General features: G+C 61.4%; 25 protein-coding genes and 2 pseudogenes. 18 read left to right on the forward strand and 9 right to left on the reverse strand.

What is annotated here, in order from left to right; genetic code table 11:
• Positions 1-152, forward strand: a pseudogene (locus VH564_RS08595) (alpha/beta hydrolase); the annotation flags it as partial.
• 25 nt (positions 153-177) lie between these two features.
• On the opposite strand, the gene VH564_RS08600 reads toward VH564_RS08595, so the two are convergent.
• A complete protein-coding gene (locus VH564_RS08600; RefSeq protein WP_423340000.1) occupies positions 178-606 on the reverse strand; it encodes a hypothetical protein in 429 nt (142 codons plus the stop codon).
• A gap of 195 nt (positions 607-801) precedes the next feature.
• Here VH564_RS08600 and VH564_RS08605 point away from each other — a divergent pair, with 195 nt between their 5' ends.
• Both VH564_RS08605 and rutF read left to right on the forward strand, forming a co-directional pair.
• On the forward strand, positions 802-1698 hold the full coding sequence (locus tag VH564_RS08605; protein WP_423339415.1) for a DMT family transporter: 897 nt from the start codon (positions 802-804) through the stop codon (positions 1696-1698).
• A 195-nt stretch (positions 1699-1893) separates the two neighbouring features.
• Positions 1894-2418 (forward strand): NADH-dependent FMN reductase RutF, encoded by a 525-nt coding sequence (gene rutF / locus VH564_RS08610; protein ID WP_423339416.1) that lies wholly within the window; start codon positions 1894-1896, stop codon positions 2416-2418.
• Between the two features lie 15 nt (positions 2419-2433).
• On the opposite strand, the gene VH564_RS08615 is transcribed toward rutF, so the two are convergent.
• Positions 2434-3441 carry an NAD-dependent epimerase gene (locus VH564_RS08615; protein ID WP_423339417.1) on the reverse strand — a complete coding sequence of 336 codons (1008 nt, stop codon included), beginning with the start codon at positions 3439-3441 and terminating at the stop codon, positions 2434-2436.
• 291 nt (positions 3442-3732) lie between these two features.
• On the opposite strand from VH564_RS08615, the gene VH564_RS08620 reads away from it, so the two are divergent.
• A complete protein-coding gene (locus VH564_RS08620) occupies positions 3733-5031 on the forward strand; it encodes an amidohydrolase family protein (protein ID WP_423339418.1) in 1299 nt (432 codons plus the stop codon).
• Between the two features lie 15 nt (positions 5032-5046).
• Here the strand turns inward: VH564_RS08620 and VH564_RS08625 are convergent, their stop codons facing one another.
• Positions 5047-5754, reverse strand: coding sequence for a GntR family transcriptional regulator (locus VH564_RS08625; RefSeq protein WP_423339419.1), 708 nt, complete (start codon positions 5752-5754; stop codon positions 5047-5049).
• A gap of 260 nt (positions 5755-6014) precedes the next feature.
• Between VH564_RS08625 and VH564_RS08630 the strand changes: the two genes are divergently transcribed.
• The 7 genes and pseudogenes from VH564_RS08630 (at position 6015) to VH564_RS08660 (ending at position 15414) form a co-directional block, all read left to right on the forward strand.
• On the forward strand, positions 6015-7091 hold the full coding sequence (locus VH564_RS08630) for an ABC transporter ATP-binding protein (RefSeq protein ID WP_423339420.1): 1077 nt from the start codon (positions 6015-6017) through the stop codon (positions 7089-7091).
• Positions 7092-7121: 30 nt separating this feature from the next.
• On the forward strand, positions 7122-8420 hold the full coding sequence (locus VH564_RS08635; protein ID WP_423339421.1) for an ABC transporter substrate-binding protein: 1299 nt from the start codon (positions 7122-7124) through the stop codon (positions 8418-8420).
• Between the two features lie 361 nt (positions 8421-8781).
• Positions 8782-9615 (forward strand): annotated as a pseudogene (locus tag VH564_RS08640) (ABC transporter permease); the annotation flags it as partial.
• Position 9616: 1 nt separating this feature from the next.
• Complete coding sequence (locus VH564_RS08645; protein ID WP_423339422.1) at positions 9617-10459, forward strand: ABC transporter permease; 843 nt, start codon at positions 9617-9619, stop codon at positions 10457-10459.
• Between the two features lie 4 nt (positions 10460-10463).
• Positions 10464-11156: an aspartate/glutamate racemase family protein gene (locus tag VH564_RS08650; protein WP_423339423.1), complete on the forward strand. Its 693-nt coding sequence runs from the start codon at positions 10464-10466 to the stop codon at positions 11154-11156.
• A gap of 343 nt (positions 11157-11499) precedes the next feature.
• A complete protein-coding gene (locus VH564_RS08655; RefSeq protein WP_423339424.1) occupies positions 11500-12798 on the forward strand; it encodes an adenylosuccinate synthase in 1299 nt (432 codons plus the stop codon).
• A gap of 60 nt (positions 12799-12858) precedes the next feature.
• Complete coding sequence (locus VH564_RS08660) at positions 12859-15414, forward strand: hypothetical protein (RefSeq protein WP_423339425.1); 2556 nt, start codon at positions 12859-12861, stop codon at positions 15412-15414.
• 90 nt (positions 15415-15504) lie between these two features.
• Here the strand turns inward: VH564_RS08660 and rpoH are convergent, their stop codons facing one another.
• On the reverse strand, positions 15505-16413 hold the full coding sequence (gene rpoH / locus VH564_RS08665) for an RNA polymerase sigma factor RpoH (protein ID WP_423339426.1): 909 nt from the start codon (positions 16411-16413) through the stop codon (positions 15505-15507).
• Between the two features lie 292 nt (positions 16414-16705).
• On the reverse strand, positions 16706-17731 hold the full coding sequence (locus VH564_RS08670; RefSeq protein ID WP_423339427.1) for an RluA family pseudouridine synthase: 1026 nt from the start codon (positions 17729-17731) through the stop codon (positions 16706-16708).
• Positions 17732-17768: 37 nt separating this feature from the next.
• On the opposite strand from VH564_RS08670, the gene VH564_RS08675 reads away from it, so the two are divergent.
• From VH564_RS08675 to VH564_RS08685, 3 genes are all read left to right on the forward strand, one after another.
• On the forward strand, positions 17769-18143 hold the full coding sequence (locus VH564_RS08675) for a hypothetical protein (RefSeq protein WP_423339428.1): 375 nt from the start codon (positions 17769-17771) through the stop codon (positions 18141-18143).
• Positions 18144-18154: 11 nt separating this feature from the next.
• On the forward strand, positions 18155-18985 hold the full coding sequence (locus tag VH564_RS08680; protein WP_423339429.1) for a TrmH family RNA methyltransferase: 831 nt from the start codon (positions 18155-18157) through the stop codon (positions 18983-18985).
• Positions 18986-19253: 268 nt separating this feature from the next.
• On the forward strand, positions 19254-20039 hold the full coding sequence (locus tag VH564_RS08685) for a hypothetical protein (protein WP_423339430.1): 786 nt from the start codon (positions 19254-19256) through the stop codon (positions 20037-20039).
• Positions 20040-20111: 72 nt separating this feature from the next.
• On the opposite strand, the gene VH564_RS08690 is transcribed toward VH564_RS08685, so the two are convergent.
• Positions 20112-21305, reverse strand: a complete 1194-nt coding sequence (locus VH564_RS08690; protein ID WP_423339431.1) for a hypothetical protein — start codon at positions 21303-21305, stop codon at positions 20112-20114.
• Between the two features lie 117 nt (positions 21306-21422).
• Positions 21423-21941 carry a DUF1134 domain-containing protein gene (locus VH564_RS08695; RefSeq protein WP_423339971.1) on the reverse strand — a complete coding sequence of 173 codons (519 nt, stop codon included), beginning with the start codon at positions 21939-21941 and terminating at the stop codon, positions 21423-21425.
• A 270-nt stretch (positions 21942-22211) separates the two neighbouring features.
• Here VH564_RS08695 and chpT point away from each other — a divergent pair, with 270 nt between their 5' ends.
• Together chpT and VH564_RS08705 are read left to right on the forward strand one after the other, a co-directional pair.
• Positions 22212-22862 (forward strand): histidine phosphotransferase ChpT, encoded by a 651-nt coding sequence (gene chpT / locus VH564_RS08700; RefSeq protein ID WP_423339432.1) that lies wholly within the window; start codon positions 22212-22214, stop codon positions 22860-22862.
• Between the two features lie 98 nt (positions 22863-22960).
• Complete coding sequence (locus tag VH564_RS08705; protein ID WP_423339433.1) at positions 22961-23323, forward strand: response regulator; 363 nt, start codon at positions 22961-22963, stop codon at positions 23321-23323.
• Positions 23324-23442: 119 nt separating this feature from the next.
• Here the strand turns inward: VH564_RS08705 and ctrA are convergent, their stop codons facing one another.
• Positions 23443-24144: a response regulator transcription factor CtrA gene (ctrA, locus tag VH564_RS08710; RefSeq protein WP_423339434.1), complete on the reverse strand. Its 702-nt coding sequence runs from the start codon at positions 24142-24144 to the stop codon at positions 23443-23445.
• Between the two features lie 439 nt (positions 24145-24583).
• Between ctrA and VH564_RS08715 the strand changes: the two genes are divergently transcribed.
• Together VH564_RS08715 and VH564_RS08720 are read left to right on the forward strand one after the other, a co-directional pair.
• A complete protein-coding gene (locus VH564_RS08715) occupies positions 24584-24934 on the forward strand; it encodes a flagellar export protein FliJ (protein ID WP_423339435.1) in 351 nt (116 codons plus the stop codon).
• Between the two features lie 268 nt (positions 24935-25202).
• Positions 25203-25673, forward strand: coding sequence for a paraquat-inducible protein A (locus VH564_RS08720; protein WP_423339436.1), 471 nt, complete (start codon positions 25203-25205; stop codon positions 25671-25673).
• A 21-nt stretch (positions 25674-25694) separates the two neighbouring features.
• On the opposite strand, the gene VH564_RS08725 is transcribed toward VH564_RS08720, so the two are convergent.
• Positions 25695-25970 carry a DUF1153 domain-containing protein gene (locus VH564_RS08725; protein ID WP_111222512.1) on the reverse strand — a complete coding sequence of 92 codons (276 nt, stop codon included), beginning with the start codon at positions 25968-25970 and terminating at the stop codon, positions 25695-25697.
• Between the last annotated feature and the right edge of the window lie 326 nt (positions 25971-26296).

Consider the following 26296-nt stretch of genomic DNA (forward strand, 5'->3'; position numbering starts at 1 on the left):
TCCTCGGCCTCGGCTTTTCGAATGGCGCCAATATCCTCGCCAATGTGCTGATCGAGGCCGGCGATCTGTTCGATGCAGCCGTGCTGATGCATCCGCTGATCCCGTTTCAGCCGCGCGACGACGCAAAGCTTGAAGGGGCAAAGGTGCTGATGTGCAACCGCCGCATCATCTCCGTCGTTATTTGGCGCTCAGCATCTGCTCCAGAGCCTCGGCCTCGGCCGCTGCTGCCCGTTGCCCGGCTTCGTCCAGATAAGGCCGGCCGCAATAGGGCGTGGGCTCTGCTGCGGCCTTTTCCTCTCCATCGCGCTTAGCAGTGCCGAGTGCCACCTTGCGCCAGGCGCAGCCGAGCATAGGATCGGGCCTGATGGCGCCGTCGCAGCCGGTGCTGAGGCAGGTGGCCACAGCCGTCTGGGCGCGATATTTTCCGGCAATCGCGTCGTTGAAGGTGACAGTCCAGCTTTCCCTGGCGCTCTCGCAATGGTCTGCGTCGCTGGTCTGGCGACAATCGACCGACGCATTGATATAGTCGCTGGCGGGCGGCCATAGCGGCGCATCGGCCAGGCTGACGCAGCCGCATGTCAAAAGCCCAGCGATCAAAGCCTTCATTGCCTTCTCCTCGAATCGTCGGGATGAAACCATGAAATGGCTTGCGTGGACATGGAGGCTTTGTGCCTTGTTGCCGCTGGTATCGCTGAAATCCCGACAGCTGTTTCAGTGACGACGCAGAAGGCCGCTGGGCCGCCTTGTCGCCCGTTGGTTTGGCCGCTAACAGTTGAAGTCTGAAATATGGGGAGGCATGTGGTGGCGGTCGCCGAGCAGAATCAATATCGGGTCGGCGTCATCTATGTCGCGCTATCGGCGCTCGCCTGGTCCTCTTCCGGGCTGTTCATGCGGGCCATCCATGCCGATCTGATGACCATCCTGTTCTACCGGGGCATTGTTTCGGGCAGCGGCGTCTTCGCGCTCTTCCTGTTGATCGAGCGCCGCCGCGCCTGGCGGATCATCGGCGCGATGAGGGGGCCTTCATTTGCGGCAACGTTTTTCTCGACGGCCGCGATGATCAGCGGCATCGGCTCGATCTATTATACCTCGGTCGCCGACGCGATGGTGATCTATGCGACGGTGCCGTTCGTCACTGCGGGTGTCGCCTTCCTGTTCATCCGCGAGCGTCCCAGCCTCTCGACGATGGCGGCCGCCGGGGTGGCGCTGGCAGGTGTGCTCGTCATGCTGAGCGGCGACAGCGGTGGAGGCGGGAGCTGGTTTGGGCGCGGACTTGCAGCGATCATGACGGTCACCGTCGCGGGCCTCGCCGTCGTCATGCGGCGACATCGCGATGTGCCGATGCTCCCGGCGATGGCCGCTTCCGGCTGGCTCTGTTCCCTCGTCTGTTTCTGGTTCGCCTCTCCTTCTGAAGTTGCTGGTGCCGATGTCGGCCTGATAATCGCGTTTGGCCTCATCCAAAATGCCCTCGGTCTCAGTCTCTACACCTTCGGCTCCCGCCTCGTTCCGGCCGCCGATGCAAGTCTGCTGACGGCCCTCGAAGTGCCGTTGACGCCGCTCTGGGTCTGGATCTTCTTCGCCGAGGTGCCTTCGCGCGCGACCATGCTCGGAGGGCCGATCGTGCTTCTCGCCTTGTTCGGTCACATCTTTATCGAGGTGCGACGCAACCGCGCGCCTGAGGTGGTCAGGCTTACCTAAGGAATGGTCGAGCGTTCGTTCACCACTTGCAAATGCTGCTGCGCAATAATTTTCGCGATAATCCGGTTGCGCTGCTAGACTTTACCGGAAATGCATTACCTCAGGTGCATGGTTGTGCGAAATGCGGTTGCTTGAGAGCGGTGGTTTCCGCGTCTAGTTTGCGGTCGCATCGAATTTGATAATACGGGGATGAACATGAAGACATCGGTAGCCACTGACAATGCCATTCCCGTGGACGATGTGGAGGCGCTGCGGCTGACTTACCGCGATGCGATGGCGCGCATGGCTGCGGCGGTCAACATTGTGACCAGCAATGGTCCCGGCGGCCTTGCCGGTTTTGCGGCAACGGCGGTCTGCAGCGTCACCGACAGCCCGCCAACGCTGCTGGTCTGCCTCAATCGCAATGCCTCGGTCTACCCGGCTGTCGCGGCCAACGGCGTTCTCTGCGTAAACGTGCTGTCTCAGGACCATCAGGAGCTGTCACGCCTGTTCGGCGGCAAGACGCCGGTGGCCGAACGCTTCGCCGCCGCCGATTGGTCCGAATTGGTCACCGGCTCGCCGGCGCTCGAAGACGCGCTCGTCTCCTTCGATTGCCGTATTGCCCAGCGCGCCGATGTCGGGACCCACGAGGTGCTGATGTGCGAAGTGGAAGCCATCCGCCGTCGTGACGGCGGGCAGGGGCTCGTCTATTTCGACCGCAACTATCACACGGCCGGCTGATTGCAGCCTCGCTGCTCAGTCGTAGTTTTCCAGATACCATTCGACGAAGCGCCGCACGCCTTCCTCGACGCGGAGTTCCGGCTTGTATCCGGTCAGGGCGACGAGCAGGCCAGGCTCGGCATAGGTGCGGTGCACGTCGCCTGGCTGCATCGGCAGCATCTTGCGGATGGCCGGCTTGCCGAGTGCAGCCTCGATCGTCTCGACATAATGCATCAGCTCGACCGGCGCGCCGCCGCCGATGTTGACGATGCGGAAGGGGGCGGTGCGCGACAGCGAATCGACAACGGTCTCCGAGACGACGCGGTTGCTCTCCGATGGCGCCACCTGCACCAGGCGGACGATCGCTTCCACCAGATCATCGATATAGGTGAAGTCGCGGCTCATCCGGCCTTCGCCATAGATCTCGATGGGGCGGTCGTTGCGGATCGCGTCGACGAACTTGAACAAGGCCATGTCCGGTCGGCCCCAGGGACCGTAGACGGTAAAGAAGCGGAATGCCGTGGTCGGAATGTCGAAGAGATGGGCGTAGCTATGCGCCATCAGCTCCATCGACTTCTTGGTGGCGGCATAGATGGTCATCTGCTCGTCCGCCTTGTCGCTTTCGGCAAAGGGCATCTTTTCGTTGGCGCCGTAGACCGATGAAGTCGAAGCCAGCAGAAGATGTTTGGGCTTGATGGCGCGGGCAAGCTCGAGGATGTTGAACGAGCCGGTGACGTTCGAATCGACGTAGGACTTCGGGTTCTCCAGGCTGTAGCGAACGCCGGCCTGGGCTGCGAGATGGATGATGACGTCGGGTTCGGCCAGATCGGCCGCGCGCTCAAGCGCCGCCTTGTCTTCCAGCATGGCGATCACGGGCTTGAAGCCGTTGGAGCGCGAGAGAATGGCGTGCCTCTTCTCCTTCAGTGCCACGTCGTAATAGGGCGTCATGCCATCGAAGCCGACGACGAAATTGCCCTCGTCGAGGAGCCGCCTGGCAAGATGGAAGCCAATGAAGCCGCCGGTGCCGGTGATCAGATAGCGCATGTCAGACCCTTGTCCTTGCATCGACCGAAACTGGCGCGACGCCGGAAGGTGCCATCCTCCGGCCGCCGGCTTTCCCGGAGCGAGTGATCGTCAATTGCAGCGCTTATACACAGCCTTGGCATTGCCGCCTATATGCCATGGCGCTTGCGTCTACGGCGGTACCTGCCGAAATCTGACGGCCGCTTCAATGTCTTCAATATGGAAAACCGTGATCGGCGGTTGGCAGGTGCTGTCGTCGTGTTAAGTTCGGGCAAAGAGGGCCTGATGGCCCATTGAGACAGGGACCGAACCATGACCTTCGATCTGCTTATCCGAAATGCCACGCTCGCCGATGGTCGCAAGAACATCGATATCGCTATTGCCGACGGCAAGATCGCGGCGATCGAGCCTGCCATCGCGGCGAGCGCCGGGCGGGAAATCGATGCCGGCGGCCAGCTGGTCTCCAGCCCCTTCGTCGATTGCCACTTTCACATGGACGCGACCCTGTCGCTCGGCCTGCCGCGGCTGAATGCCTCGGGCACGCTTTTGGAAGGCATTGCGCTCTGGGGCGAACTCAAGCCGCTGTTGACGCAGGAGGCCGTGGTCGAGCGGGCGCTGCGTTATTGCGATCTCGCAGTCTCGCAGGGGCTGCTTGCAGTCCGCACCCATGTCGATATCTGCGACGACAGGCTGTTGGCGGTCGAGGCCCTTCTGCATGTGAAGAAGGCAGTCGCGCCCTATCTCGATCTGCAACTCGTGGCCTTCCCCCAGGATGGATATTATCGCTCGCCAACGGCGGCCGCCAATCTCGAGCGGGCACTCGATCTCGGCGTCGATATCGTAGGCGGCATTCCGCATTTCGAGCGGACAATGGAAGATGGCGCGCGCTCGGTCAGGGCGCTCTGCGAGATCGCCGCAAAACGCGGTCTGCCGGTCGACCTGCACTGCGACGAGACCGACGATCCGTTGTCGCGGCATGTGGAAACGCTGGCCTACGAGACGCAGCGGCTCGGAATGCAGGGAAGGGTCACGGGCTCGCACCTCACCTCGATGCATTCGATGGACAATTATTATGTGTCCAAGCTGCTGCCGCTGATTGCCGAGGCGGATCTGCAGGTGGTGGCCAATCCGCTGATCAACATCATGCTGCAGGGGCGGCACGACAGCTATCCGAAGCGGCGTGGCATGACGCGCGTCAAGGAGATGCGCGAGCACGGCATTAGCGTTTCGTTCGGCCAGGATTGCTGCATGGACCCCTGGTATTCGCTTGGCAGCGGCGACATGCTCGATGTCGCCCATATGGGGCTGCATGTCGGGCAGCTTTCGGCCCGCGAGGCCATGCGTTTCTGCTTCGACGCGGTCACCAAAAATCCGGCAAAGCTGATGGGGCTGGAGGGCTATGGGCTGGAGGTCGGCTGCAACGGCGATCTCGTCGTGCTGCAGGCGCAAGATGCAATCGAAGCGATCCGCATGCGCGCCACCCGCCTATTCGTTATCAAGCGCGGTGCTGTCATCAGCGAGACGCCGGCCAGAGCCGCAAGGCTATCGCTGGAGGGGCGGCCTGGCTCAGTCAATCCGGCGGCCTATGCGCCTCTGGCGAACGACCACTAGGGCCCGCCATTCCCCTTAGCTTTTCAGAATATCCGAGAGGCGGCGGGAGACTTGCTGGCGTTCCGAGAGGTCGAGGCCCGAGAACAGGTCGACCAGATGGCTGACCATCAGTTCCGAGGCATCCTTCGGCTTGTGCTTGGCGATGGCGTTGACCAGCTCATGGTGGGCATGGTGCTCGCAGATGGCATCCCTGCGACGCCAGTAGAGAGCGACGATCAGCGACGAGCGCGAGCACAGCCGGCGGACGAAATCGGTGTAAATGGAATGATTGGCGATCTCGGCGATCGCCACATGGAACTGACCGGACAGCTGAACGGCCTCGCCGTCGCGTCCTGCGGCGACGGCCGCATGTTCCTCGGCGATGTGGCGCTCAAGCAGCGCGATATCGGCGGGCTTGGCAATCTCGGCAGCCATAGCGGCGACCTTCGGCTCGAGAAGCGCCCTGGCTTCGAAGACCTCCCGGGCCTCCAGCCGCGTCGGCTTGGCGACGAAGGCGCCGCGATTGGGCTCGAGCGTCACCAGATGGTCGAGCGCCAGTGCCTGTAACGCCGCTCGGACGACGGTGCGGCTGACGGAGTAGATTTCGCCGAGCTCATCTTCCGGCAATTTCATTCCGGGCGCGACGCTGTGGCCGAGGATGGCATTGCGGATACCGAGATAAACAGGAGACTGGTGCACCGGCGGCTGACCTGCCGACCTGGCCCTGGAGGATCTTTCAGTCATGGTGCGGTGCTGTGTCTGCGCGTTAATCTTACGCTGAGTATAGTCGATTGTTGCGTGCAAAACCAAGGGTGTTTTGTATACAATCTTTGCTTACGTTGTGTGCATTTGCTGCTTTGGTCGCATCCATAAAATGGGCAGCTTCCAAATGACCAAGCTGCCTTTAAATCTCTGACTCTAGCGATATCAATAGATTAACGATGTCAGACGATCTGGCATGCGCCTTGCAAACTCTCTTCCCAGAAGAAGTTGAAGAGGGGCCGATGGCTAAGGGCGATCTAGAACTTATCAGGCTGACCAAGCGCTACGGCGGCACCACAGCAGTCGAGGAGATCGACCTGAAAGTGCCGGCGGGTACCTATTGCTGCCTGCTCGGGCCATCCGGTTGCGGCAAGTCCTCGACGCTGCGCATGGCCGCCGGCCACGAGACCGTATCGAGCGGCGATATCGTTCTTTCGGAAAGCCAGATCACCCATGCACGGCCGGCCGAGCGCGGCACGGCAATGATGTTCCAGAGCTATGCGCTGTTTCCGCATCTCGATCTCATCGACAACGTTGCCTTCAGCCTGAAGATGAAGGGTGTCGACAAGGCGGCGCGTCAGGCCAAGGCGATGGAAATGCTGACGCTGATGCAGATGCAGCCCTATGCGACACGGCGTCCGGCGCAGCTGTCCGGCGGCCAGCAGCAGCGCGTGGCGCTTGCCCGCGCGCTGATCACCGATCCCGAAGTGCTGCTGCTCGACGAGCCCCTGTCGGCGCTCGATCCGTTCCTCAAGATCCGCATGCGCGCCGAGTTGAAGAAGCTGCAGAAAACGCTCGGCATCAGCTTCGTTCACGTCACCCACAGCCAGGAGGAGGCGATGGCGCTCTCCGATCTGATCGTGGTGATGAACAATGGCCGCATCGAGCAGGCCGCCTCCGCCCGCGAGGTTTTCGAGCGCCCGGCGACCGCCTTCGTTGCCCGCTTCATGGGCGACCATAATGTGCTCTCGGGCCGCGCGACGCAGAGCGACGACGGCGTCGTGACGCTCGAGGCGCCGGAGGGGCAGACTTTTTCCGTTCGCGGACAGGCAGAGGTCGGAGCGCCGCTGGATATCGGTATCCGCACCGATCGCGTTCGCCTTGCCGAGCCATCGCAGAAGGGTCTCGGCTTCAACGGCATCGCTTCGAATGTCGAATATCGCGGTGCCTCGGTGAAGATCACCGTCATCGGCGCCGGCAGCGAGGATTTCACCGCCATCGTGCGCGACACCGATTATTTCGCCAAGCCGGTCTCGGTCGGCGATGCACTGTCACTGAGCTGGGCCCTGGAGGACGCTGTCCTCCTCGGGCGCGGCTGATCCATCAACCATCAAAAAGGGGAACTGAGCATGACCAAGGACACAAAGTCTACCACGCCTGCCAAGGGAATTTCCCGTCGTAACCTGTTGAAGACCGGCGCTGCCGGGCTCGGCGCCGTCGTCGGCTCCGGCCTCGTCACCGGCTTCCCGACCATCTGGGCGCAGAACCCGATCACGCTGCGCCAGTTCGGCACCGGCGTGTCGAACCTCAATGCCATCGCCGACAAGTGCAAGGCCGATCTCGGCATTACCCTGCAGATGACGGCCACGGATTCCGACGCTGCCGCCCAGCGCGCCGTCACCCAGCCGAATTCCTACGACATCGCCGACATCGAATACTGGATCGCCAAGAAGGTATATCCGGCCGGCGTGATGCAGCCGATGAACACCAAGAAGCTCAAGTATTTCGACAAGATCGTGCCGTTGTTCATCGACGGCAAGCTGAAGCCCGATAGTGTCATCGCACAGGGCACGGCGCCACACACCGTCGGCTTCGTCGACAGCCAGGACTCCAAGAAGTTCTCGAAGACGCCGACCGAATGGATGACGATGGTTCCGACCATCTACAACGCCGACACGCTGGGCATCCGCCCCGACCTCGTCGGCCGCGACATCACCTCCTGGGCCGACATCCTCGATCCGGCCTTCAAGGGCAAGACGTCTATCCTCAACATCCCGTCGATCGGCATCATGGACGCCGCGATGATCATGGAAGCCTCCGGTCAGCTGAAATATGCCGACAAGGGCAACATGACCAAGGCCGAGATCGACAAGACGATCGATTTCCTGATCAAGACCAAGCAGGCCGGCCAGTTCCGCGCCTTCTGGAAGTCCTTCGACGAGAGCGTCAACCTGATGGCCTCGGGCGAAGTCGTCATCCAGTCGATGTGGTCGCCGGCCGTTGCCGCCGTCCGCTCCAAGGGCATCGCCTGCAAGTTCCAGCCGCTGAAGGAAGGCTATCGCTCCTGGGGCGGCGGTCTCGGCCTTGCCAAGCACCTGAAGGGCGCCGAGCTCGACGCTGCTTACGAATACATCAACTGGTACACGTCCGGCTGGGTCGGCGGCTATCTCAACCGTCAGGGCTACTACTCCGCCTGCATGGATACCGCCAAGAACTTCATGACAGCAGACGAATGGGGCTACTGGATCGAAGGCAAGCCGGCCCAGGGCGATATCATGTCGCCGGAAGGCAAGGTCATGGAGAAGGCCGGAGCAGTTCGCGACGGCGGCTCGTTCGAAGAGCGCATGGGCCACGTTGCCTGCTGGAACTCGGTCATGGACGAAGACCGCTACATGGTGAAGCGCTGGAACGAGTTCATCGCTGCCTAAGGGTTTCGCCTTCTCCCTTCGGGGAGAGGGCGGCATCAGAGTAGGGGGCATCAGTTGGCATGCCCCCTCGAATTGGCAAGTCGGGTTGAGCGCTGCACTCTCATCCCTCATTCCTGTGCTCGTCACAGGAATCCAGTGCGACCACGTCTGTGGGCGCGAAAGACTCTGCCGCTCGACGGCGCGGGTCATTCACGGCGCAGACGCGCCGTGGCTGGATCCCTGTGACGAGCACAGGGATGAGGGAGGAGGCTGTTGCCGGCCCAACTCAGTACTGCGCAACCGGAGATACCGTAGAATGGCATCAGCAACGACACAGCTCGACAAGCCGCAAAAACGCCGCCTGACGATACCGCTCGGCCTGCTGTCCTATCTGCAGGCGCTGCCGCTGCTGGCCATTCTCGGCTTCTTCTTCATCCTGCCGATCCTGATGATCGCGGTCGTCAGCTTCTGGGACTATGATTTCGCCGGCATCTATCCGGCACTGCTGTCGACCAACTACACGGACACGCTCGGCTCCTGGGTGACGTGGAAGACCTATCTGCACACGATCGAATATATGCTGATCGTCTGGGCCATCACCCTGTTCATCGGTTTCTGGGTCGCCTATTACCTCGCCTTCCACATCCGCAAGTCGTCGACGCAGATGGTCCTTTTCCTGATCTGCACGGTGCCGTTCCTCACCTCCAACATCATCCGGATGATTTCCTGGATCCCGGTGCTGGGCCGTAACGGGCTGATCAACTCGGCGCTCCTCGACGCCGGCATCATTCCTCAGCCGATCGAGTGGCTGCTCTATTCCGATTTCGCCGTGATCCTTGCGATGGTGCATCTCTACACCCTGTTCATGGTGACGCCGATCTTCAACACGCTGATGCGCATCGACCGATCGCTGTTCGAGGCGGCCCGCGATGCCGGCGCCACCGGATGGCAGATCCTCTGGAACGTGGTCATCCCGCTCGCCAAGCCCGGCATTGCCATCGGCTCGATCTTCGTCGTGACGCTCGTCATGGCCGACTTCTCTACCGTGCAGGTGATGTCCGGCGGTCAGAGCGCCTCGGTGGCGCTGATGATGAAGAACCAGATGTCGCTGCTGCAATATCCGGCCGCCGCCGCCAATGCCGTCGTGCTGCTGGTCCTGGTGCTGCTGATGGTTGCCGCCATCCTGCGCGTCGTCGACATCCGCAAGGAGCTTTGAGATGAACACCGAGAAACGCCCGCTCGAATTCTACGTCCTCTCCGCCTTCTTCGCCCTGTTCGTGCTGTTTCTATACGGCCCGTTTTCGGCGATCTTCATCCTGTCCTTCCAGGGGCCGGATGGCGGCCTGACGTTTCCGCTGAACGGCGTGTCCTTCCACTGGTTCGTCAACCTGTTTGAAAAGCAGTCGGTCGGCGATTTCGGCGCGGCCTTCCAGCGGTCGTTCTTCCTCGAGCTGATGGTGATGGTGGTGACGGTGGTCGTGTCGCTGCTGGCGGGCCTTGCCTTCAGGCGCAAGTTCCGTGGCGCCTCGCTGGTTTTCTATGGCACGGTCGCCAGCCTGGTGGTGCCATCGATCATCATCTCGCTCGGCATCGGCGTCGTGTTCCAGCAGCTCGGCTTTGCGCCGGCCTGGTATTCGTCCGCCTTCGGTGCGCACCTGACCTGGACGCTGCCCTTCGGCGTGCTGATCATGTTTGCCGTCTTCAATCGCTTTTCGCCGTCCTACGAGGAAGCGGCGCGGGATCTCGGGGCCAGCTCCTGGCAGACCTTCCGCCATGTCGTGCTGCCGATGATCGCGCCCAGCCTGATCGGCGTCGGGTTGTTCGGCTTCTCGCTCTCCTACGACGAATTCGCCCGTACGCTGATGACGTCGGGCTCATTCAACACGCTGCCGCTCGAGATCTACGGCATGACCACCAACGTCACCACGCCCGTTCTCTACGCGCTCGGTACCGTCACGACGCTGTTCTCCTTCACGGTCATCCTATCCGCAGTCGGTATCGGCTTCTTGGTCAGCCGCCGCCGCGCCGCGCTCGGGTCGGACGCCGGCAAGGGGGTCTGACGGCGTGCGCATTCTGATTATCAATCCGAACACAACGGCGTCGATGACACAGAAGATCGGCATCGCTGCGGGCAAGGTTGCCGCTTCCGGCACCGAAGTCGTGGCGCGCAACCCGATAATCGGTCCGGCCAGTATCCAGGGGCCGGCGGATGGAGAGGCGGCGCTGCCCGGCCTTTTTTCGGAGATCGAGGAGGCCGAGAAGGAGCCATTCGACGCCATCATCATCGCCTGCTTCGACGACACCGGGCTTTACCAAGCCCGGCAGCGGACGCGGCGGCCGGTCATCGGCATCGGCGAGGCTGCGTTCCACGCGGCGACGCTGGTAGGCAGCCGGTTCAGCGTGGTAACGACGCTATCGGTGTCCGTTCCCGTTATCCAAGACAATATCGCCACCTATGGATTTGGCGGACGCTGTGCGCGGGTGAGGGCCTCGGAAGTTCCAGTTCTCGAACTCGAACGGCCGGGTTCCGATGCCTGCCGCACCATATCGGCCGAAATCGCAACGGCGCTTTCCGATGATGATGTCGATGCGATCGTGCTTGGCTGCGCGGGCATGGCAGATCTTGCGCATCAGCTTAGCCTGGAGCACGGCGTGCCGGTCATCGACGGCGTTGCCGCTGCCGTCAAGCTTGCGGAAATGCTGCACGCGCTCGGGCTGCAAACCTCGCAGGCGGGACCGTTCAGGAAGTCCGCGTAACAGCGGCATTTCTCCATCCGTGTCCCAAGACGCGGTGTTCCTGAAAGACATATGCCGGCTATCCGCTCCTAGCGGATTACCTTGGTTGACAGCCGCCTAGGCACGGCACTGTTTCCTCTTGAACGCAACATCGCCTCGCCGACAAAGCCCAAGTTTTGGCGTTGGGGGGCTCAAGCGCGGATAGCCGACGGCCATTCCATTGCCTCGCCTGACCGATCCCGCTTGATTTGCCCTGCAAAAGCGCCAACTTCGCCGACAACGGGGTCGCTTTCCGAAAAGCAACGCTTTATAGATGCGCGGGTTTGGCAAGGCGCATATCCGCGCAGGAAGCAGGAAGAGACAAATGACGAACGTGGTCGTGATCGGTTCGCAATGGGGTGACGAAGGCAAGGGCAAGATTGTCGATTGGCTTTCCGAGCGCGCGGATATCGTTGTCCGCTTCCAGGGCGGCCACAATGCCGGCCATACGCTCGTCATCGACGGCACCAGCTACAAGCTGTCGCTGCTCCCCTCCGGCGTCGTGCGTCCGGGCAAGATGGGCGTCATCGGCAATGGCGTCGTCGTCGACCCCCACGCGCTGCTCGCCGAAATCGATCGTCTGGCCGTGCAAGGCGTCAAGATCACCCCGGAAAACCTGCGCGTGGCCGACAATGCCACTCTCATTCTGTCGCTGCACCGCGAACTCGACGCGCTGCGCGAGGATGCCGCCACCAACAGCGGCACCAAGATCGGCACCACGCGCCGCGGCATTGGTCCTGCCTACGAAGACAAGGTAGGCCGCCGTTCGATCCGCTTTATGGATCTCGCCGATCTCGAGAGCCTGCCATCCAAGGTCGATCGTATCCTGACGCATCACAATGCGCTGCGTCGTGGCCTCGGCGTTGCCGAAGTCTCCCATGAGACGATCATGGAAGAGTTGACATCGGTCGCCGACCGCGTACTGCCGTTCCGTGAAACCGTCTGGTTGCTGCTCGACAAGGAGCGCCGTCGCGGCGCACGCATCCTGTTCGAAGGCGCCCAGGGCTCGCTGCTCGACATTGACCATGGCACCTATCCCTTCGTGACCTCGTCCAACACCGTCGCAGGCCAGGCGTCTGCAGGCTCGGGTATGGGCCCCGGATCGCTGGGCTATATCCTCGGGATCACCAAGGCCTACACGACCCGCGTCGGCGAAGGCCCGTTCCCGACAGAGCTGAAAGATGAGATCGGTCAGTTTCTTGGGGAAAAAGGTCATGAATTTGGCACAGTTACCGGGCGTAAACGTCGTTGTGGATGGTTCGACGCGGCACTGGTTCGCCAGTCGGTTGCCACCAACGGCATTACAGGCATCGCGCTGACCAAGCTCGATGTGCTGGACGGACTGGAAGAATTGAAGATATGCGTCGGGTACATGCTCGACGGCGAGCAGATCGATCATTTGCCGGCCAGCCAGGGTGCGCAAGCACGGGTGGAGCCGGTTTACATTACGCTTGAGGGTTGGAAAGAATCGACCGTTGGGGCCCGCAAATGGGCTGACCTGCCGGCCCAGGCAATCAAATATGTACGCCAGGTGGAGGAGCTGATCGGTGCGCCGGTGGCCCTGCTTTCGACCAGCCCGGAGCGCGACGACACCATACTTGTGACTGATCCGTTTGAGGATTAATGTCGCGCCAACGATAAAAAGCTGTTCGGCTTCCCTGCTGGACATCACGAGAAAGTACTGATGGCGGATTTTGTAGCAGTCATCCGACGTGCCGTAGATGGCCTGTCTGACAATACACCCGAGATGCGGGTGAAGGTTTATGCCCGCGCCCGGGGTGCCGTGCAGCGCCAGCTGGAAAGCATGAAGCCGCGTCCGCCCGAGACTATGCTGCAACGCCAGCTGGAAAAACTCGAAGCTGCTATCAGGGATGTCGAGGCCGAGCACGCCGAAGCCGGTCTTGAGCCGGTCAACGAGGTGGTTGGCGAAGCGACAGAAGCCTACGCGCCGTCAGCCGAACCCTACCACGCGCCAGAGCCGCAGCAGGTTTCCGAGCCTGAACCCGAGCCGATTGCAGAACCCGAGCACGTTGCGGAACCTGAGCGTGCCCCAGAGCCGGAGCATGCCCCGGAACCGGCGCACGCATATGAGCCGGAGCATGCCCCAGAGCCGGCACCTGCCTATGAACCGGTGCAAAATCCGACGCCGGAATACGTGCCGGAGCCGGCTGCACAGGAACAGCCCGCGCATGTCGAGGTCGAACCGGCCTACCATGCGGAAGCACCGTCTCCCAGCGCCGACGATACCTGGCGAGAAGAGGACGACTGGGCGCCAAAGCCTGATGTGCAGCCCGAGCCTGTGGAAGTCCAGGAGCATCTCTACGACGTTCCTGACCATGAGCGTTATCGCGAGCCGTCGGCCTCCGTCGTCAGCAGTCCGGTCGAAGACGTATGGCCTCGGCACGAGCCGGAGCAGGAAATTTCGCATCCTGCCGACGAGGAATACGGGCGGACCCACGAGCCGGCACCTGAAGTCGCTGCTGCCTTGGTGCCGGATCACTTCATAAGCGAAACCCATAGCGATCCGGTCTATGCCGATCGCGCCGCGCATTTCGACGATGTGTGGGCGGAAGTGGCCACTCCGGAGGTCGATGCCCGTGGCGAGCCGGATCATTCCTGGTCCATGCCCGTCGCCGCCGAGCCGCTCGATCCAACCCATCCTGGCCCTGCCGCCATCCCGGTTCGTTATCCGCCGGACGTCGGCTTCACGGCCAATGAGCATCCGGCTGCAAGAATGCCCGAGGCAGCGGAGCCATTCGCCTGGGATGCCGCGACCTTCGACGAACTGCCGCCTGTGAAGTCGGAGAGTGTTGCGCCGGCCAAGCCGGTCCTTCCGATCCCCGCTGGCGATTTCGACGATGTGGACCTGTTTTCCGACGTCCACGGCACGCCGGCAAAACCGGCTGCCAAGCCGGCGCCGGCCGATGGCTGGAACGAGATCAAGGAGCTTTCCGGCTACGAGAAATTTGCCGCCGAAACGGATTTCGGCGATCCCACCCCGTCCGATCTCGGACAGGTCAGCGTCGCCGGGCTGCAGGGCAAGAGCTATCGCATGGAGCCCCGGCGCCAGCGGTTTGGCGCCAAGGGCATCCTCTTGAGCCTCATTGGCGTTGCCGTCGTCGGCGGTGCCGGCTATGCCGCCTGGTCGAATCGCGATGCCCTCAACCAGATGGTCGCCGGTCTCGTCAGTTCCGCGACCAAAGACACGGCTGCCGTCGACAAGTCGGCGACAGCACCGGCCGCCACCACGCCTGCAAGCACGACGCCGGCAGCGGGCACCCCGGATACATCCAAGCCGTCGACAGCGCCGCAGACGGCATCGGCGCCTGCTGCCACCGCTGTGGCGCCCGACAATGACGGCAACACCGTCAACACCAAGTTCACCCAGCGCCTGATGGCGGATGGCACAGAGGTCGATGCCGGCGTGCCGCCCGTTCCCGGTGGCCCCGTCGCTGCCGAAGGCAAGTCGATCGCGCAGCAGAATGTCGCGGCAAGCACGCCGCCGCCTGCTGCCGGAGCTCCCGCCGCTGACGCTGCGCCGGCCACGCCATCGCCGACACCGGCGCCCGCAAGCGCGGCGCCGGACGCAGCCACAACACCGCCGGCCGCGGTGCCGTCGCCGACCGCAAACGTGCCCTCCGCGACGCCGCCGGTTGCGACACAGACGGCCACCGTCGGTTCGCCGCAGAAAATGTTCCTCTACGAGGAGCGTCTCGGCCAGACATCGCCGACCGCTATCGAGGGAACGGTCACGTGGAGCGTTCAGGAAGACAAGGGCGACGATGGCAAGCCTTCACCGGCAGTCCAGGGTAGCATCAATGTTCCCGAGCGCGGGATGACGGCGCTTGTCACCTTCAAGCGCAATACCGATCCGTCCCTGCCAGCCAGCCATCTCATCGAACTCGTCTTCTCCCTGCCGCCGAATTTCGAGGGCGGTGCCATCGACAGCGTGCAGCGGGTGGCGATGAAGGCGACCGAACAGGACAGGGGCGATCCGTTGATTGGTGTACCCGCCAAGATCACCGACGATTTCCACATGGTGGCGCTGAACGACTTCCCGGATGCCCGCAAGACCAATCTCGACCTTTTGCGGAGCCGCAAATGGATCGACATTCCGGTCACCTACCGGAATGGTCGTCGTGCGCTGCTGACCATGGACAAGGGCGACACCGGCACCGACGCCTTCAACAAGGTGATCGGCGAATGGGCGGCGATCGCCGGGCCATCCAACGGTCAGTAGGCGATGCAGTTGCATTAGACAAAGAAAAGGCGGGCCACTGGGACCCGCCTTTTTGTTGAGTGCTCGAAGCTGTCGTCAGAGCGCTCGAGGTTAAGCCGTCGCCTCGACGACCCGCAATCCCTTGGCGCGATCCAAAGCGTCCTTGCGGACGGCTTCCTGGACCTTTTCAAAGGCGCGAACCTCGATCTGGCGGACACGTTCGCGGCTGATGTCGAACTCAGACGACAGGTCTTCGAGCGTCACTGCGTCTTCCGACAGGCGGCGTGCCTCGAAGATGCGGCGTTCGCGGTCGTTCAGAACGCTCATGGCCCGTGCCAGCATCCGGCGGCGGGTTTCGAGTTCGTCCTGCTCGATCAGCACGGCTTCCTGGCTTTCGTGGTTGTCGACCAGCCAGTCCTGCCACTGGCCACCTTCGCCTTCGGCTGCCTTGATCGGTGCATTCAGAGACGCATCGCCGGAGAGGCGGCGGTTCATCGAGATGACCTCCTCCTCGGACACCTTCAGCGTGGTGGCGATCTCGGTTACCTGGTCGGGCTTCAGATCGCCTTCGTCGATTGCCTGGATCTTGCCCTTGAGGCGGCGCAGGTTGAAGAACAGCCGCTTCTGGTTGGCGGTCGTGCCCATCTTCACCAGCGACCAGGACCGCAGGATGTATTCCTGGATCGAGGCCTTGATCCACCACATGGCATAGGTCGCCAGGCGGAAGCCGCGCTCGGGGTCGAATTTCTTGACCGCCTGCATCAGGCCGACATTGCCTTCGGAGACGACTTCGCCGATCGGCAGGCCGTAGCCGCGATAGCCCATGGCGATCTTGGCCACCAGTCGAAGATGGCTCGTTACAAGCCGATGCGCGGCCTGGCGGTCCGCATGCTCGGCGTAGCGCTTGGCAAGCATGTATTCTTCCTGCGGTTCCAGCATCGGGAACTTGCGGATCTCGTCAAGATAGCGGTTGAGGCCGGTTTCGCCGGCGGTAATAGATGGCAAATTATTGCGGGCCATGAAGCACCCTCCTGTTGCAAACCGGCCCCTCAAAACGGCACATCGCGTGCCCTAAAAGCGGGTCGGCACGTGCGGTTCGGTCAGACCCCGCACTAAGTCCAGTTAAAGATAAGTATGTCGAAACCGGGATTCAAGGATGGGGTCACGCAGCTGTGACCAGAGCGATGCGCCCCATAAGCCGCTGATTGTTGACGTTAGCGGCAAAGATCCAGCTGCCTGCCCGCAATTTCACTTAAACCGCGAACAATGACGCTATTTATACGCTTATATCGATGCCAAGTCCAGCGCCCAGCTAACTCCGCAGGGCTTCCGCAAGTTCCAGCATGTCGTCTGGGAGCGGGGCCTCGAAGTGCAGGATTTCGCCGGTGCGCGGGTGCTCGAACTGCAGCAGATAGGCGTGCAGTGCCTGGCGCGAGAAGCGGCCGACGATATCCTTCTGCGCGTCGGGAAGAAGGTTGGCCTTGGTCCGGAATCCTGCCCCATAAACAGTGTCGCCGAGCAGCGGGTGGCCGATATGGGCCATGTGGACGCGGATCTGGTGGGTGCGTCCGGTTTCCAGGCGGCAGTCGACCAGCGATGCCAGCGCCGTTGCATCCGGCAGTTCGTGAAAGCGCTCGAGCACGGTGTAATGGGTGATCGCCTCGTCGGAATCCTCGCGGTCCGGCTTCTGCACGGCCCGCTTGGTGCGGTCGCCGGTCGAGCGGCCAAGCGGCGCATCGATGGTACCGGTGAGTTGGCGCGGGCGGCCCCAGACGATGGCGCGGTAGGCGCGCTCGAGCGGCATGGTCCGGCCGTGGTCGGCGAATTGAAGCGAGAGATGGCGGTGGGCGATGTCGTTCTTGGCGACGACCATGACACCGGTCGTGTCCTTGTCGAGCCGGTGAACGATGCCGGGCCTACGGACTCCGCCGATCCCCGAAAGGCTGTCGCCGCAATGGTGGATGAGCGCGTTGACCAGCGTGCCGGTCCAGTTGCCGGCACCCGGGTGGACGACAAGGCCGGCAGGCTTGGCGATGACGATCAGGTCATCGTCTTCGTAGAGTACGTCGAGCGGAATGTCTTCGCCCTGCGGTGTGGGATCTTCCGGCTCGGGCATTGTGATATCGAACCGTTCGCCGGGGCGGACCTTGCGCTGCGGATCGGTCATCGGCTCGCCGTTGCGCAGCACCGCGCCATTCTTGATCAGCGCTTTGACGCGGCTGCGCGATACCTCTTCCCCGAGTTGGGCGGTCAGCCAGGCATCGAGGCGACCTTCCGCTGCTTCATCGGCGATCAGCACTTTGCTAATGGCATCGGCTTCTTTAAAGGGGTCGTTCAAACGCATTCTCCGGCGCGATCAAGAACAGGACGTATTCATGACAAGTCTCAAGCCAGACGACCAGGACGAAAAGCCTCTCGATCCGGCAATGGAAAAGGTGCGGCGCAAGATGGTTCGTCTGATGATCGTATCAGGCACCGTCATGGTGGTGAGCCTTATGGCGGTCTTCGGTGCCGTTGTCTACAAGGCGATGCGGCCGGCTGCCCGCACCACGACCACCACGGGCGTGCCTTCCGATGCGCCGGTCTCGTCATCTGTCGGATTGCCCAATGGGTTTGCCGTGCAGTCGGTCAGTCTTTCGGGCAACCAGATGCTGTTCTACGGCGTCAACGGCGAGGGGCAGCGGCAGGCGATCGTTTATGACTATGGCGTTGGACGCATCGTGGCGACCGTGTCGCTGCCGGCACCCTGACAGGATAGATGATGAACGATAGCCGGCTGACCCTTATCGAGGATGCCGATGATCCGCGCATCGCCGAATTTCGCGATATTCGCGAGCGGGATCTGACCGGACGTGAGAGCCGGTTCATCGCCGAGGGCACCGTCGTGCTGCGGCTTCTGGCCGACGCCCATGCGGCAGGGCGCGGCTTCGTCGCCGAGAAGGTTCTCCTGTTGCGCAATCGCGCCGCCGGTCTTGCGTCCATCATCGATGCGCTGCCCGAAGACGTGCCGGTCTATGTCGCCGATGCCGCCGTTCTCGATGCCGTCGTCGGCTTTCACCTGCACAGGGGCGTGCTTGCGCTCGGTCGGCGGGTGTCGGTTGACCAACTGGAAAGCTTCATCGACGGACTGCCGCCGAAGGCAATGGTGCTGGTCGGCTGCGGGATTTCCAATCACGATAATGTCGGATCGATGTTCCGCAATGCCGCAGCCTTCGGTGCGGACTGTCTGCTGCTGGACGAGACCAGTTGCGATCCGCTGTATCGCAAGGCGCTGAGGGTTTCCGTTGGTTCGGTGCTGACCTTGCCCTACTGCCGCGCCGGTTCGGACCGCGCCATCCTCGATGCGCTGACCGGTCGCGGATTTGCCATCTGGGGACTGTCGCCGCGCGGAGAAACGCCGATCGGTGCGGTGCCGCCGGCCTCGCGACTGGCTTTGGTGGTCGGAACGGAGGGGGCGGGATTGCCGGAGACGATCCTGTCGCGCTTCGGCACGGCGCGCATCCCACAAGCGCCAGGGCTGGACAGTCTTAATGTCGCGACAGCGACCGGTATCGCCTTGTTCGCCATGGCATCGGCGGCTGGGCGGATCTAAACAGCTTGTGTGGGAGCAGTTTGTGCGCCCAGAAGAGGGAAAGCGTCTCATTATAGCTCAGTTCGAGGGCTTGGTAACCGTCCGTTAGTCATACGGACCAACCAACCTCCGATAGAGACCTCTATCTGAAACTTTCGCCGAAAACCCACGTTGTTTTTTTGTGGGGTACGGAAACAATTCCATTTCTCCACGAAAATAAAGGTGCGCGCGCTCCTCGAAATCCTGCCGGCCGACATTCGTCGCCGGTCAACAGATTGAGGAGGATATTATGCAGACCAGAATCTTATCGCTTTCTGTCGCCTTATCGGCAGCAATCTTGACCAGCCATGCCGATGCACAACAGGCAAGGAGCGGGCTTGGCCTCGGCGGCGGTGTTTCCGTCGGCGGGGGGCGAGGCCTGGGCGTTGGCGTGGGAGCGTCTCTCGGCGGTAGCCGCGGGGTGAACGCCGGCGTCGGTGCTAGCCTCGGGGGCTCCCGCGGCGTGAACGCGGGTGTCGGCGCTTCCGCTGGCGGTACCGGCGGCGTGAATGCTGGAGCAGGGGCATCCGTGGGAGGATCCCAGGGTGTCAATGCCGGAGCCGGTGCTTCGCTTGGTGGCGGTAGCGGCGTCAACGCAGGGGCCGGCGCCTCTGTCGGTGGCGGCGGCGGTATCAGCGCAGGGGTCGGCGCCTCTGTCGGTGGTGGAAGCGGTGTCAGCGCGGGCGTTGGCGCATCCATCGGTGGGGGCCGAGGAGGCACGGATGGCGGCTCGACAGGCTCAGTCGGCGGCGGCAACACAGGCGGAGGCAATGCAGGCAGCGGCGCATCCGGATCGGGTTCAGGCACGGGGTCCGGCATTGGATCCGGCCTCGGCGGCGGTCTTGGCGCGTCGACGGGGCCGGGCAACAGCGGCCTTGGCAATGCGGCTGCAACCCGGCGAGCAGCCATAGCCTTCCAAGGCATGTCGCCTTCTCGGCAGAAGCTCATGGTGACCCGCTGCAAGCAGATGGGATCGACGGCTGACGCCGGGCTCGCTGCGCTCTGTAAACTTCTGCGGCAGATCGCAAGCCGATAGATTGGCGATGACACAGGAAGGTGCTTGCGGCTCCGTCGAGCCGCAAGCCAGCCTTTGAACGTTAAGACCCAATTAGACCGGCGGTTTCTCCAGCAGATCCGAGGCACGATCCGCCAGGCTTCGGCGCTCTCCGCTGCCCTTGTCCGGGTTGGCGCCGAGCAAGCTGCGGATCGGCGATTGCTCGCCCTCCTTGATGGCCGTCAGGGCTACCATGTTGGCAGCGATGGCAGCGATCTCTTCGCGCAGCGCAGCATCCTGGCTGGTCGAGCGTGATTTCAGCAGCCTGTCGGAAAGCGCCGTACTGCGGTTGCGGGCCTCTTCGCTGAGACGCGCAAGATCCTCTTCGGTATCGGGCACGGCGGTCTCCCCGGTGGTTTCGGCGTCCGAGGCTTCATTGCCCGGCAGAGACGCGGTGAGCAAAGCCTCGCTCGACAACTCGGTCGCTTTGGCTGGTCTGGCTCCACGCCTGGACGACTTTTCTCCCCGTCCACCTTCAGACGATGCCTTCATTTTTTCCCTCAGTCGCGAAAGCTCTTCGCTGCGACGATCGATCAGCGCCTGCTTGTCGGCGTTGGCAGCGACTTCCCTGTTGAGTTTCTCGTCCAGCCGCATCCCCTTTTCCTCTTCCTGGCCAAGACGGATTTCCGCATCCTTTGCCCGCCGGGTCATGGCTTCAAGGTCGGTGCGCAGGGCATCGCGCTCGGTCCGCAGGCCATTGAAGCGCATGCGCAGGCTTTCCATTTCCGCTTCCCGCGCCGCCAGGTCGATCTTCATATTATCCGCGTCGACGACCATCCTGTCGATGCGTTTGCGCAGGCCGTCGAGATCGTGTTCCTTTTCGGAATGCGCTTGCTCGGACTGGCGAAGACCGGACTTCAGCTGGCTGATCGCCGCCTCCTCGCGTCGCAGTCGGGAGCGCAAATCGCCTGCTTCGACGCTCATCTCGTCGATCTGGGCGTGCAGTTGCTCGTTTTCCGAAGACAGTCTGCCGGCTTCCCGCTTCAACGTCTCTTGCGCCAGTTGCAGTGCGATGCTCTTGCCGCGTTCCTTGGCGAGGGCTTGCTCTGTCTTTGCATTTTCCGCCGCGTAAAGCGCGCGCGCCATGTCCTTCTGGGCACGCACCTCCTGGACGCTGAGCGGCATGGTGGCGCGCAGGCGCTTTTCGGTGAACCAGACGATGCGGCGATGGATGGCGGGTGCCACCATGCACGCGATCAGGACCGCCGTCAGAAAGCCTAATCCAAACAGAAGGGCGAATTGTATCACGGCGCGGCCATCACCTGTACTGGGGCATAAAGTGGATGCCGGAAATTAAGCAGGAAGCCCGCTGCTGAGCAAGCGCGAACTCGGGGCGCGGTTAATACGCGAGGTTGAGCAGATAACTTAGAAGGGATTCCAGGTCGGCTGAGGCGTCACCTTGAGGTAGCCAAGGTTGAGGCCGAGCCGTGCCCCGATGCCGGTGCGGATGGGTACTACGACGATGTCGTTGTTTTTCAGCGCCGTCATGCCGACGCCGGCGATCACGAAAGCCTGGCCGCTGATGCCGCCGAAGCGGGTGTAGATGGCGTCGGTGTTGTTGAGATTATAGACCAGCATCATGACGCGGGTGCCCTGGCCGCCATAATCGAAACCGAGCGACGGGCCCTGCCAATAGAGCGAGTGCTCGCCGGCATTCTTGGTGTTGAGTTGGCCCTCGCCATAGGTCAGGCCGGCGATGAAGGCACCGGAGCCCTCTTGGCCGAGAATGTAGCCGTTCGGCAGGCCGTAGCGTTCGAAGGCGGTTTCGACGACCTTGGCGAGGCCGCCGCTGGTCGAGCCGAAGAAGGAGTGGCCGGCGTCGATGATCTCCTGGACCGTGTACTGACCGCTGTTGGGTGCCGCCATCGCACCGCGCATCGGCATCAAAACGCAGGCGAGGACCGCAAATGCGGTGACCATGCTGAGGTCGATCAGTCGGCGGAGGAATTGATTGCGCATAGGCTCATCCGTTCTTCTCAGTGGGCGACACGCGCGCGCCCGGCTTGGAACGCATTTTGCGTCGATCCTCTTAACAATCGGTTTACCAACTATGGTGTCTTTATGGCGCAAGAGATGCCGCGACTGGTAATCCCCGTGCAAACTTGCCGTGCCAATGTCAGGTATGAACCTCGCCCGGCATATAGGAGACAATGAATGTCAAGGAATCCGAATCTGACGCTGAATGGACCGGATCTGGCCGCGCTCCTGTGTAGCCGCGTTTGCCATGACGTGATCTCGCCCGTCGGCGCGATCAATAACGGCCTGGAATTGCTCGATGAAGGCGGCGCCGACGCTGACGCCATGGACCTCATCCGCACCAGTGCGCTCAATGCTTCGGTTCGCCTGAAGTTCGCCCGCATCGCCTTCGGCGCCTCCGGCTCCGTCGGCGCGTCCATCGATACCGGTGAAGCCGAGCGCGCAGCCAAGGATTTTGCCGAAGCCGAGAAGAAGGCGACGGTCGTCTGGAACGGGCCACGGGCCATCGTTGCCAAGAACCGCGTCAAATTGCTGCTCAACCTCTTCCTGGTCGCTTATGCGTCGATCCCGCGCGGCGGCACAATCGACGTGACGCTCGAAAATCCCGAATTCGATGCCAAATTCACGCTCGTCGTCAAAGGCAAGCTGATGCGGGTGCCGGCAAAGTTCGCCGAGATCTGCAACGGCGTGGTTGAGGAAGCCATCGACGCCCATTCCGTCCAGCCCTACTACACGGTTCTCCTCGCCGACGAGAGCGGCATGGATATCACCTACACGGCAAACGGCGAGGACATCACCTACGTCGCCGAAATGCGCTCGGCATCATGACGCGGCGTGGTTGCAGGTAACGCTTTCTTCAGCGACCACCCTCTATCCTGCGCTGTGACGACGAGTTCATCCGGCGTTGGTATAGCAAAGGAGTTTTCATGCAGAGGTTCATGATCGCGGACACATCTGATGTCGTGCGCAAGGTCGGCATGAGGATTCTATCAGAGCTCGATTTCCTCGTCAGCGAGGCATCGAATGCCTCGGAAGCTCTGAGCCGGTTTCAGACCGGCTTGCCGCATTATATGATTGTCGATGCCGGCATGGAGGGTGCTCTCGGCCTGATTGCAGCGATCCGCGCCATGCCTGAGGGCAAGGACGTGAAGATCTATTACTGCGTGGTCGAGGCCGATCTCAAAAAGCTGATGGCCGGCAAGCGGGCAGGGGCGACGGATTTCCTGCTGAAACCCTTCGACCGCAAGATCCTGACCGCCGTTTTCGGCAATCGCGCCGTCGCCGCCTGATCTTCGTAGAGGGAAGGCCAACCTCCGCCCATTCCAAACGCCAACCAACAAAATCCCGCCTCGTTCGCACGAGGCGGGATTTTTCAATGCTTGGCAGTGGACGGTTACGGTCGGGTCGATCAGGCGCTTTCGGCGTAGCTGCTGATTTCCGGTTCGCGCAGCACGTAGCCGCGGCCCCAGACAGTTTCGATATAGTTCGCGCCACCGGCTGCATTTGCCAACTTCTTGCGAAGTTTGCAGATGAAGACGTCAATGATCTTCAGTTCCGGTTCGTCCATGCCGCCATAGAGATGGTTCAGGAACATTTCCTTGGTTAGCGTCGTGCCCTTGCGGAGCGAAAGCAGCTCCAGCATCTGGTATTCCTTGCCGGTCAGATGCACGCGCTGGCCACCGACTTCGACGGTCTTGGCGTCGAGGTTGACGATCAGTTCGCCAGTCGAGATGACCGACTGGGCGTGACCCTTGGACCGACGGACGATCGCGTGGATGCGAGCGACCAGTTCGTCCTTGTGGAAAGGCTTTGTCATGTAGTCGTCGGCACCGAAGCCGAGCCCGCGAACCTTGTCCTCGATACCGGCCATGCCGGAGAGGATCAGGATCGGTGTCTTGACCTTCGACAGACGCAGCGTACGAAGCACTTCGTAGCCAGACATGTCTGGAAGGTTCAGATCGAGCAAAATAATATCGTAGTCATAAAGCTTGCCAAGATCCACGCCCTCTTCACCGAGGTCGGTCGTGTAGACGTTGAAGCTTTCAGACTTGAGCATCAATTCGATGCTCTGCGCTGTCGCGCTATCGTCTTCAATGAGTAAAACCCGCATAATATTCCCCTTTACCGCCGCCGAAAGGTCGAAAGCCTCCTACGCGATACCGATTCAACCACTGCCTGATTTGAAAGCTGCCACGGAATGGTTAACAAATTCTGATTCCTTCTGGCAAGCTGTATCGACTTTATTAAATATTTTTCTCACTTCCCTGATTTTGCATGTAAATCAGCATTTTGATTTCCTTAACTTTTACATCAAGAAAATCTGCCAACTGATTCTTTTGAATCAACAATGCCATTGTCCCGATTTGGCCGACGGCATTTACCGACCCTTAAATGATAGCGCCTATAATTAACGATGCCCGTAAACGAAAGGTTACCAAAGGTAGGTTTTTGTTAACGCCGCCGGAATTTTTTTGTCCCATACCGATTCATATCGTCGTGGGCGGGTAATGCGTAGAGATCCGGGGTCTCGCAACACGGGAGTAATGCGTATGAAGTCACGTGAGAGCCTAGTTCGTCTGAAAGAGTTCCAGGTGAACGAAAAGCGCCGTCAATTGCAGCAATTGCAGATGATGACGGCCGAATTCGACCGAATGACCAAAGATCTGGAAAGCCAGATTGTTCTCGAAGAGAAAAAGTCGGGGATCTCCGATCCCAACCACTTCGCCTATCCCACCTTTGCCAAGGCCGCTCGCCAGCGGGCGGACAATCTTCAGGTCTCGATCCGAGAACTGCGGTCGCAGGAGGAGGCATTGGAAAGCGCTCTCGAGGAGATGCAGGCCGAATATGCCAAGGCCGCAGCGCTCGAGGAGCGCGACGGCGGCACCAGAGCCCGGGCCTAATCCCTCCGGTCCTGTTTGCGAGGAACGCCTTGCGAAGAGCCGTGCATGACTGGCCAGAGGGCCAGCCATGCACGGTTTTTGGCGTTTGATCCATCGCAGTTTGTTGAGCAAAGCAGCGGCCTGCGGGTCCTTACGCCTCGTTTTCACCGCTAAGGTGTTTCCCTCCGCGCGATGTCGAAATGGGTTCGGCTCTGCCGGGACGCGGCCGTTGCGCGTCGGGTCATGTTCAGGCTATCCCTGCGGCCCCACGCGGCGAGGGAAAGCGATCATGAATGGACATAGTTTCAGGGCGATCCTGCTGGTCGCATCCCCATTTTGCCTGGCCATGGGACTGGTGCTGCCGCTTGTCCGCTTCGATCGTCTGTATGTCTTCAGCGACACGCCGTCTCTGCTGTCGATCATCTCATCCCTCTGGCAAAGCGGGGATGTCCTGCTGGCAATGGTAGTGGCTCTGGTCTCGGTCGTCTTGCCGAGCCTGAAGCTGTTCGCACTGGCGATCGAGGCAACTTCCAGCGGGGAGGGCCGCCGTAGCGGCGGTCTGGTCGTGCGCGTGCTGCCGCACCTGTCGCGCTGGTCGATGATGGATGTGCTGCTGGTCGCAATCGTCATAACGGCTGCCAAGAGCAGCGGGCTTGCCAGCGCCTTCACGCAAGCGGGGATCTGGTTCTATGCCGGTTCGGCAGTCATTTCGGGCCTTCTTCATTTCCTGTTGAGGAAGGAACAAGGCCCGAAAGAATAGAATTGATGGTTATGGCCAGGATCAGTGGCGATATTGCTGGATGCGCGTGGTGCGCAGTCCGGCAAGACCATGGCTGCTGATGGACGACTGCCAGGACAGGAATTCTTCAACCGTCAGCGTATAGCGGTCGCAAGCTTCTTCCAGGCTCAACAGGCCACCGCGCACTGCCGCGACAACCTCTGCTTTACGACGGATAACCCAGCGCCGCGTGTTGGGCGGAGGCAGGTCTGCAATCGTAAGGGGGCTACCATCGGGGCCGATGACATACTTTACCCTGGGACGTATCATTTCGGTCATTGGACTCTCTACACACACTCAAGACCACTTCCAGGACTGTATCTTGCCACATTTAAAAATTGACTAAGCTGTTAGTAACACTTTGATAACAATTTTACTTAGCGGCCCGGACCGGTGATTTGCGGAGCGGTTTTCCGCCCGTCGGGATGTCGCTTTTCCGCCTGATCCTGGCTGAAAACGGCGGTTTTCCGGGCCTATTCGAGGTCTCTAAATTGTTAAGGCCCGCCCTTTTCCTCGATGCCGATCTTCAAAAATATTTTCTATTTTTCAATGGCATCCACCGGAAATCTCAGAGATTGACGCATAGGTCAACGAATGGCGCCCTA

Source organism: Rhizobium sp. HT1-10 (assembly GCF_049472505.1).
Taxonomy (GTDB): Bacteria; Pseudomonadota; Alphaproteobacteria; order Rhizobiales; family Rhizobiaceae; genus Rhizobium.

Excerpts from the sequence above, each read along its gene's own strand:
- VH564_RS08655 (WP_423339424.1), top strand. The coding sequence starts at position 11,500 with ATGACGAACGTGGTCGTGATCGGTTCGCAATGGGGTGACGAAGGCAAG.
- rutF (WP_423339416.1), top strand. The coding sequence starts at position 1,894 with ATGAAGACATCGGTAGCCACTGACAATGCCATTCCCGTGGACGATGTG.
- rpoH (WP_423339426.1), bottom strand. The coding sequence starts at position 16,413 with ATGGCCCGCAATAATTTGCCATCTATTACCGCCGGCGAAACCGGCCTC.
- VH564_RS08620 (WP_423339418.1), top strand. The coding sequence starts at position 3,733 with ATGACCTTCGATCTGCTTATCCGAAATGCCACGCTCGCCGATGGTCGC.
- VH564_RS08705 (WP_423339433.1), top strand. The coding sequence starts at position 22,961 with ATGCAGAGGTTCATGATCGCGGACACATCTGATGTCGTGCGCAAGGTC.
- VH564_RS08615 (WP_423339417.1), bottom strand. The coding sequence starts at position 3,441 with ATGCGCTATCTGATCACCGGCACCGGCGGCTTCATTGGCTTCCATCTT.
- VH564_RS08685 (WP_423339430.1), top strand. The coding sequence starts at position 19,254 with ATGCAGACCAGAATCTTATCGCTTTCTGTCGCCTTATCGGCAGCAATC.
- VH564_RS08625 (WP_423339419.1), bottom strand. The coding sequence starts at position 5,754 with ATGACTGAAAGATCCTCCAGGGCCAGGTCGGCAGGTCAGCCGCCGGTG.
- VH564_RS08720 (WP_423339436.1), top strand. The coding sequence starts at position 25,203 with ATGAATGGACATAGTTTCAGGGCGATCCTGCTGGTCGCATCCCCATTT.
- VH564_RS08660 (WP_423339425.1), top strand. The coding sequence starts at position 12,859 with ATGGCGGATTTTGTAGCAGTCATCCGACGTGCCGTAGATGGCCTGTCT.
- VH564_RS08725 (WP_111222512.1), bottom strand. The coding sequence starts at position 25,970 with ATGACCGAAATGATACGTCCCAGGGTAAAGTATGTCATCGGCCCCGAT.
- VH564_RS08600 (WP_423340000.1), bottom strand. The coding sequence starts at position 606 with ATGAAGGCTTTGATCGCTGGGCTTTTGACATGCGGCTGCGTCAGCCTG.
- VH564_RS08630 (WP_423339420.1), top strand. The coding sequence starts at position 6,015 with ATGGCTAAGGGCGATCTAGAACTTATCAGGCTGACCAAGCGCTACGGC.
- VH564_RS08695 (WP_423339971.1), bottom strand. The coding sequence starts at position 21,941 with ATGCCGATGCGCGGTGCGATGGCGGCACCCAACAGCGGTCAGTACACG.
- VH564_RS08675 (WP_423339428.1), top strand. The coding sequence starts at position 17,769 with ATGACAAGTCTCAAGCCAGACGACCAGGACGAAAAGCCTCTCGATCCG.
- ctrA (WP_423339434.1), bottom strand. The coding sequence starts at position 24,144 with ATGCGGGTTTTACTCATTGAAGACGATAGCGCGACAGCGCAGAGCATC.
- VH564_RS08645 (WP_423339422.1), top strand. The coding sequence starts at position 9,617 with ATGAACACCGAGAAACGCCCGCTCGAATTCTACGTCCTCTCCGCCTTC.
- VH564_RS08680 (WP_423339429.1), top strand. The coding sequence starts at position 18,155 with ATGAACGATAGCCGGCTGACCCTTATCGAGGATGCCGATGATCCGCGC.
- chpT (WP_423339432.1), top strand. The coding sequence starts at position 22,212 with ATGTCAAGGAATCCGAATCTGACGCTGAATGGACCGGATCTGGCCGCG.
- VH564_RS08635 (WP_423339421.1), top strand. The coding sequence starts at position 7,122 with ATGACCAAGGACACAAAGTCTACCACGCCTGCCAAGGGAATTTCCCGT.
- VH564_RS08715 (WP_423339435.1), top strand. The coding sequence starts at position 24,584 with ATGAAGTCACGTGAGAGCCTAGTTCGTCTGAAAGAGTTCCAGGTGAAC.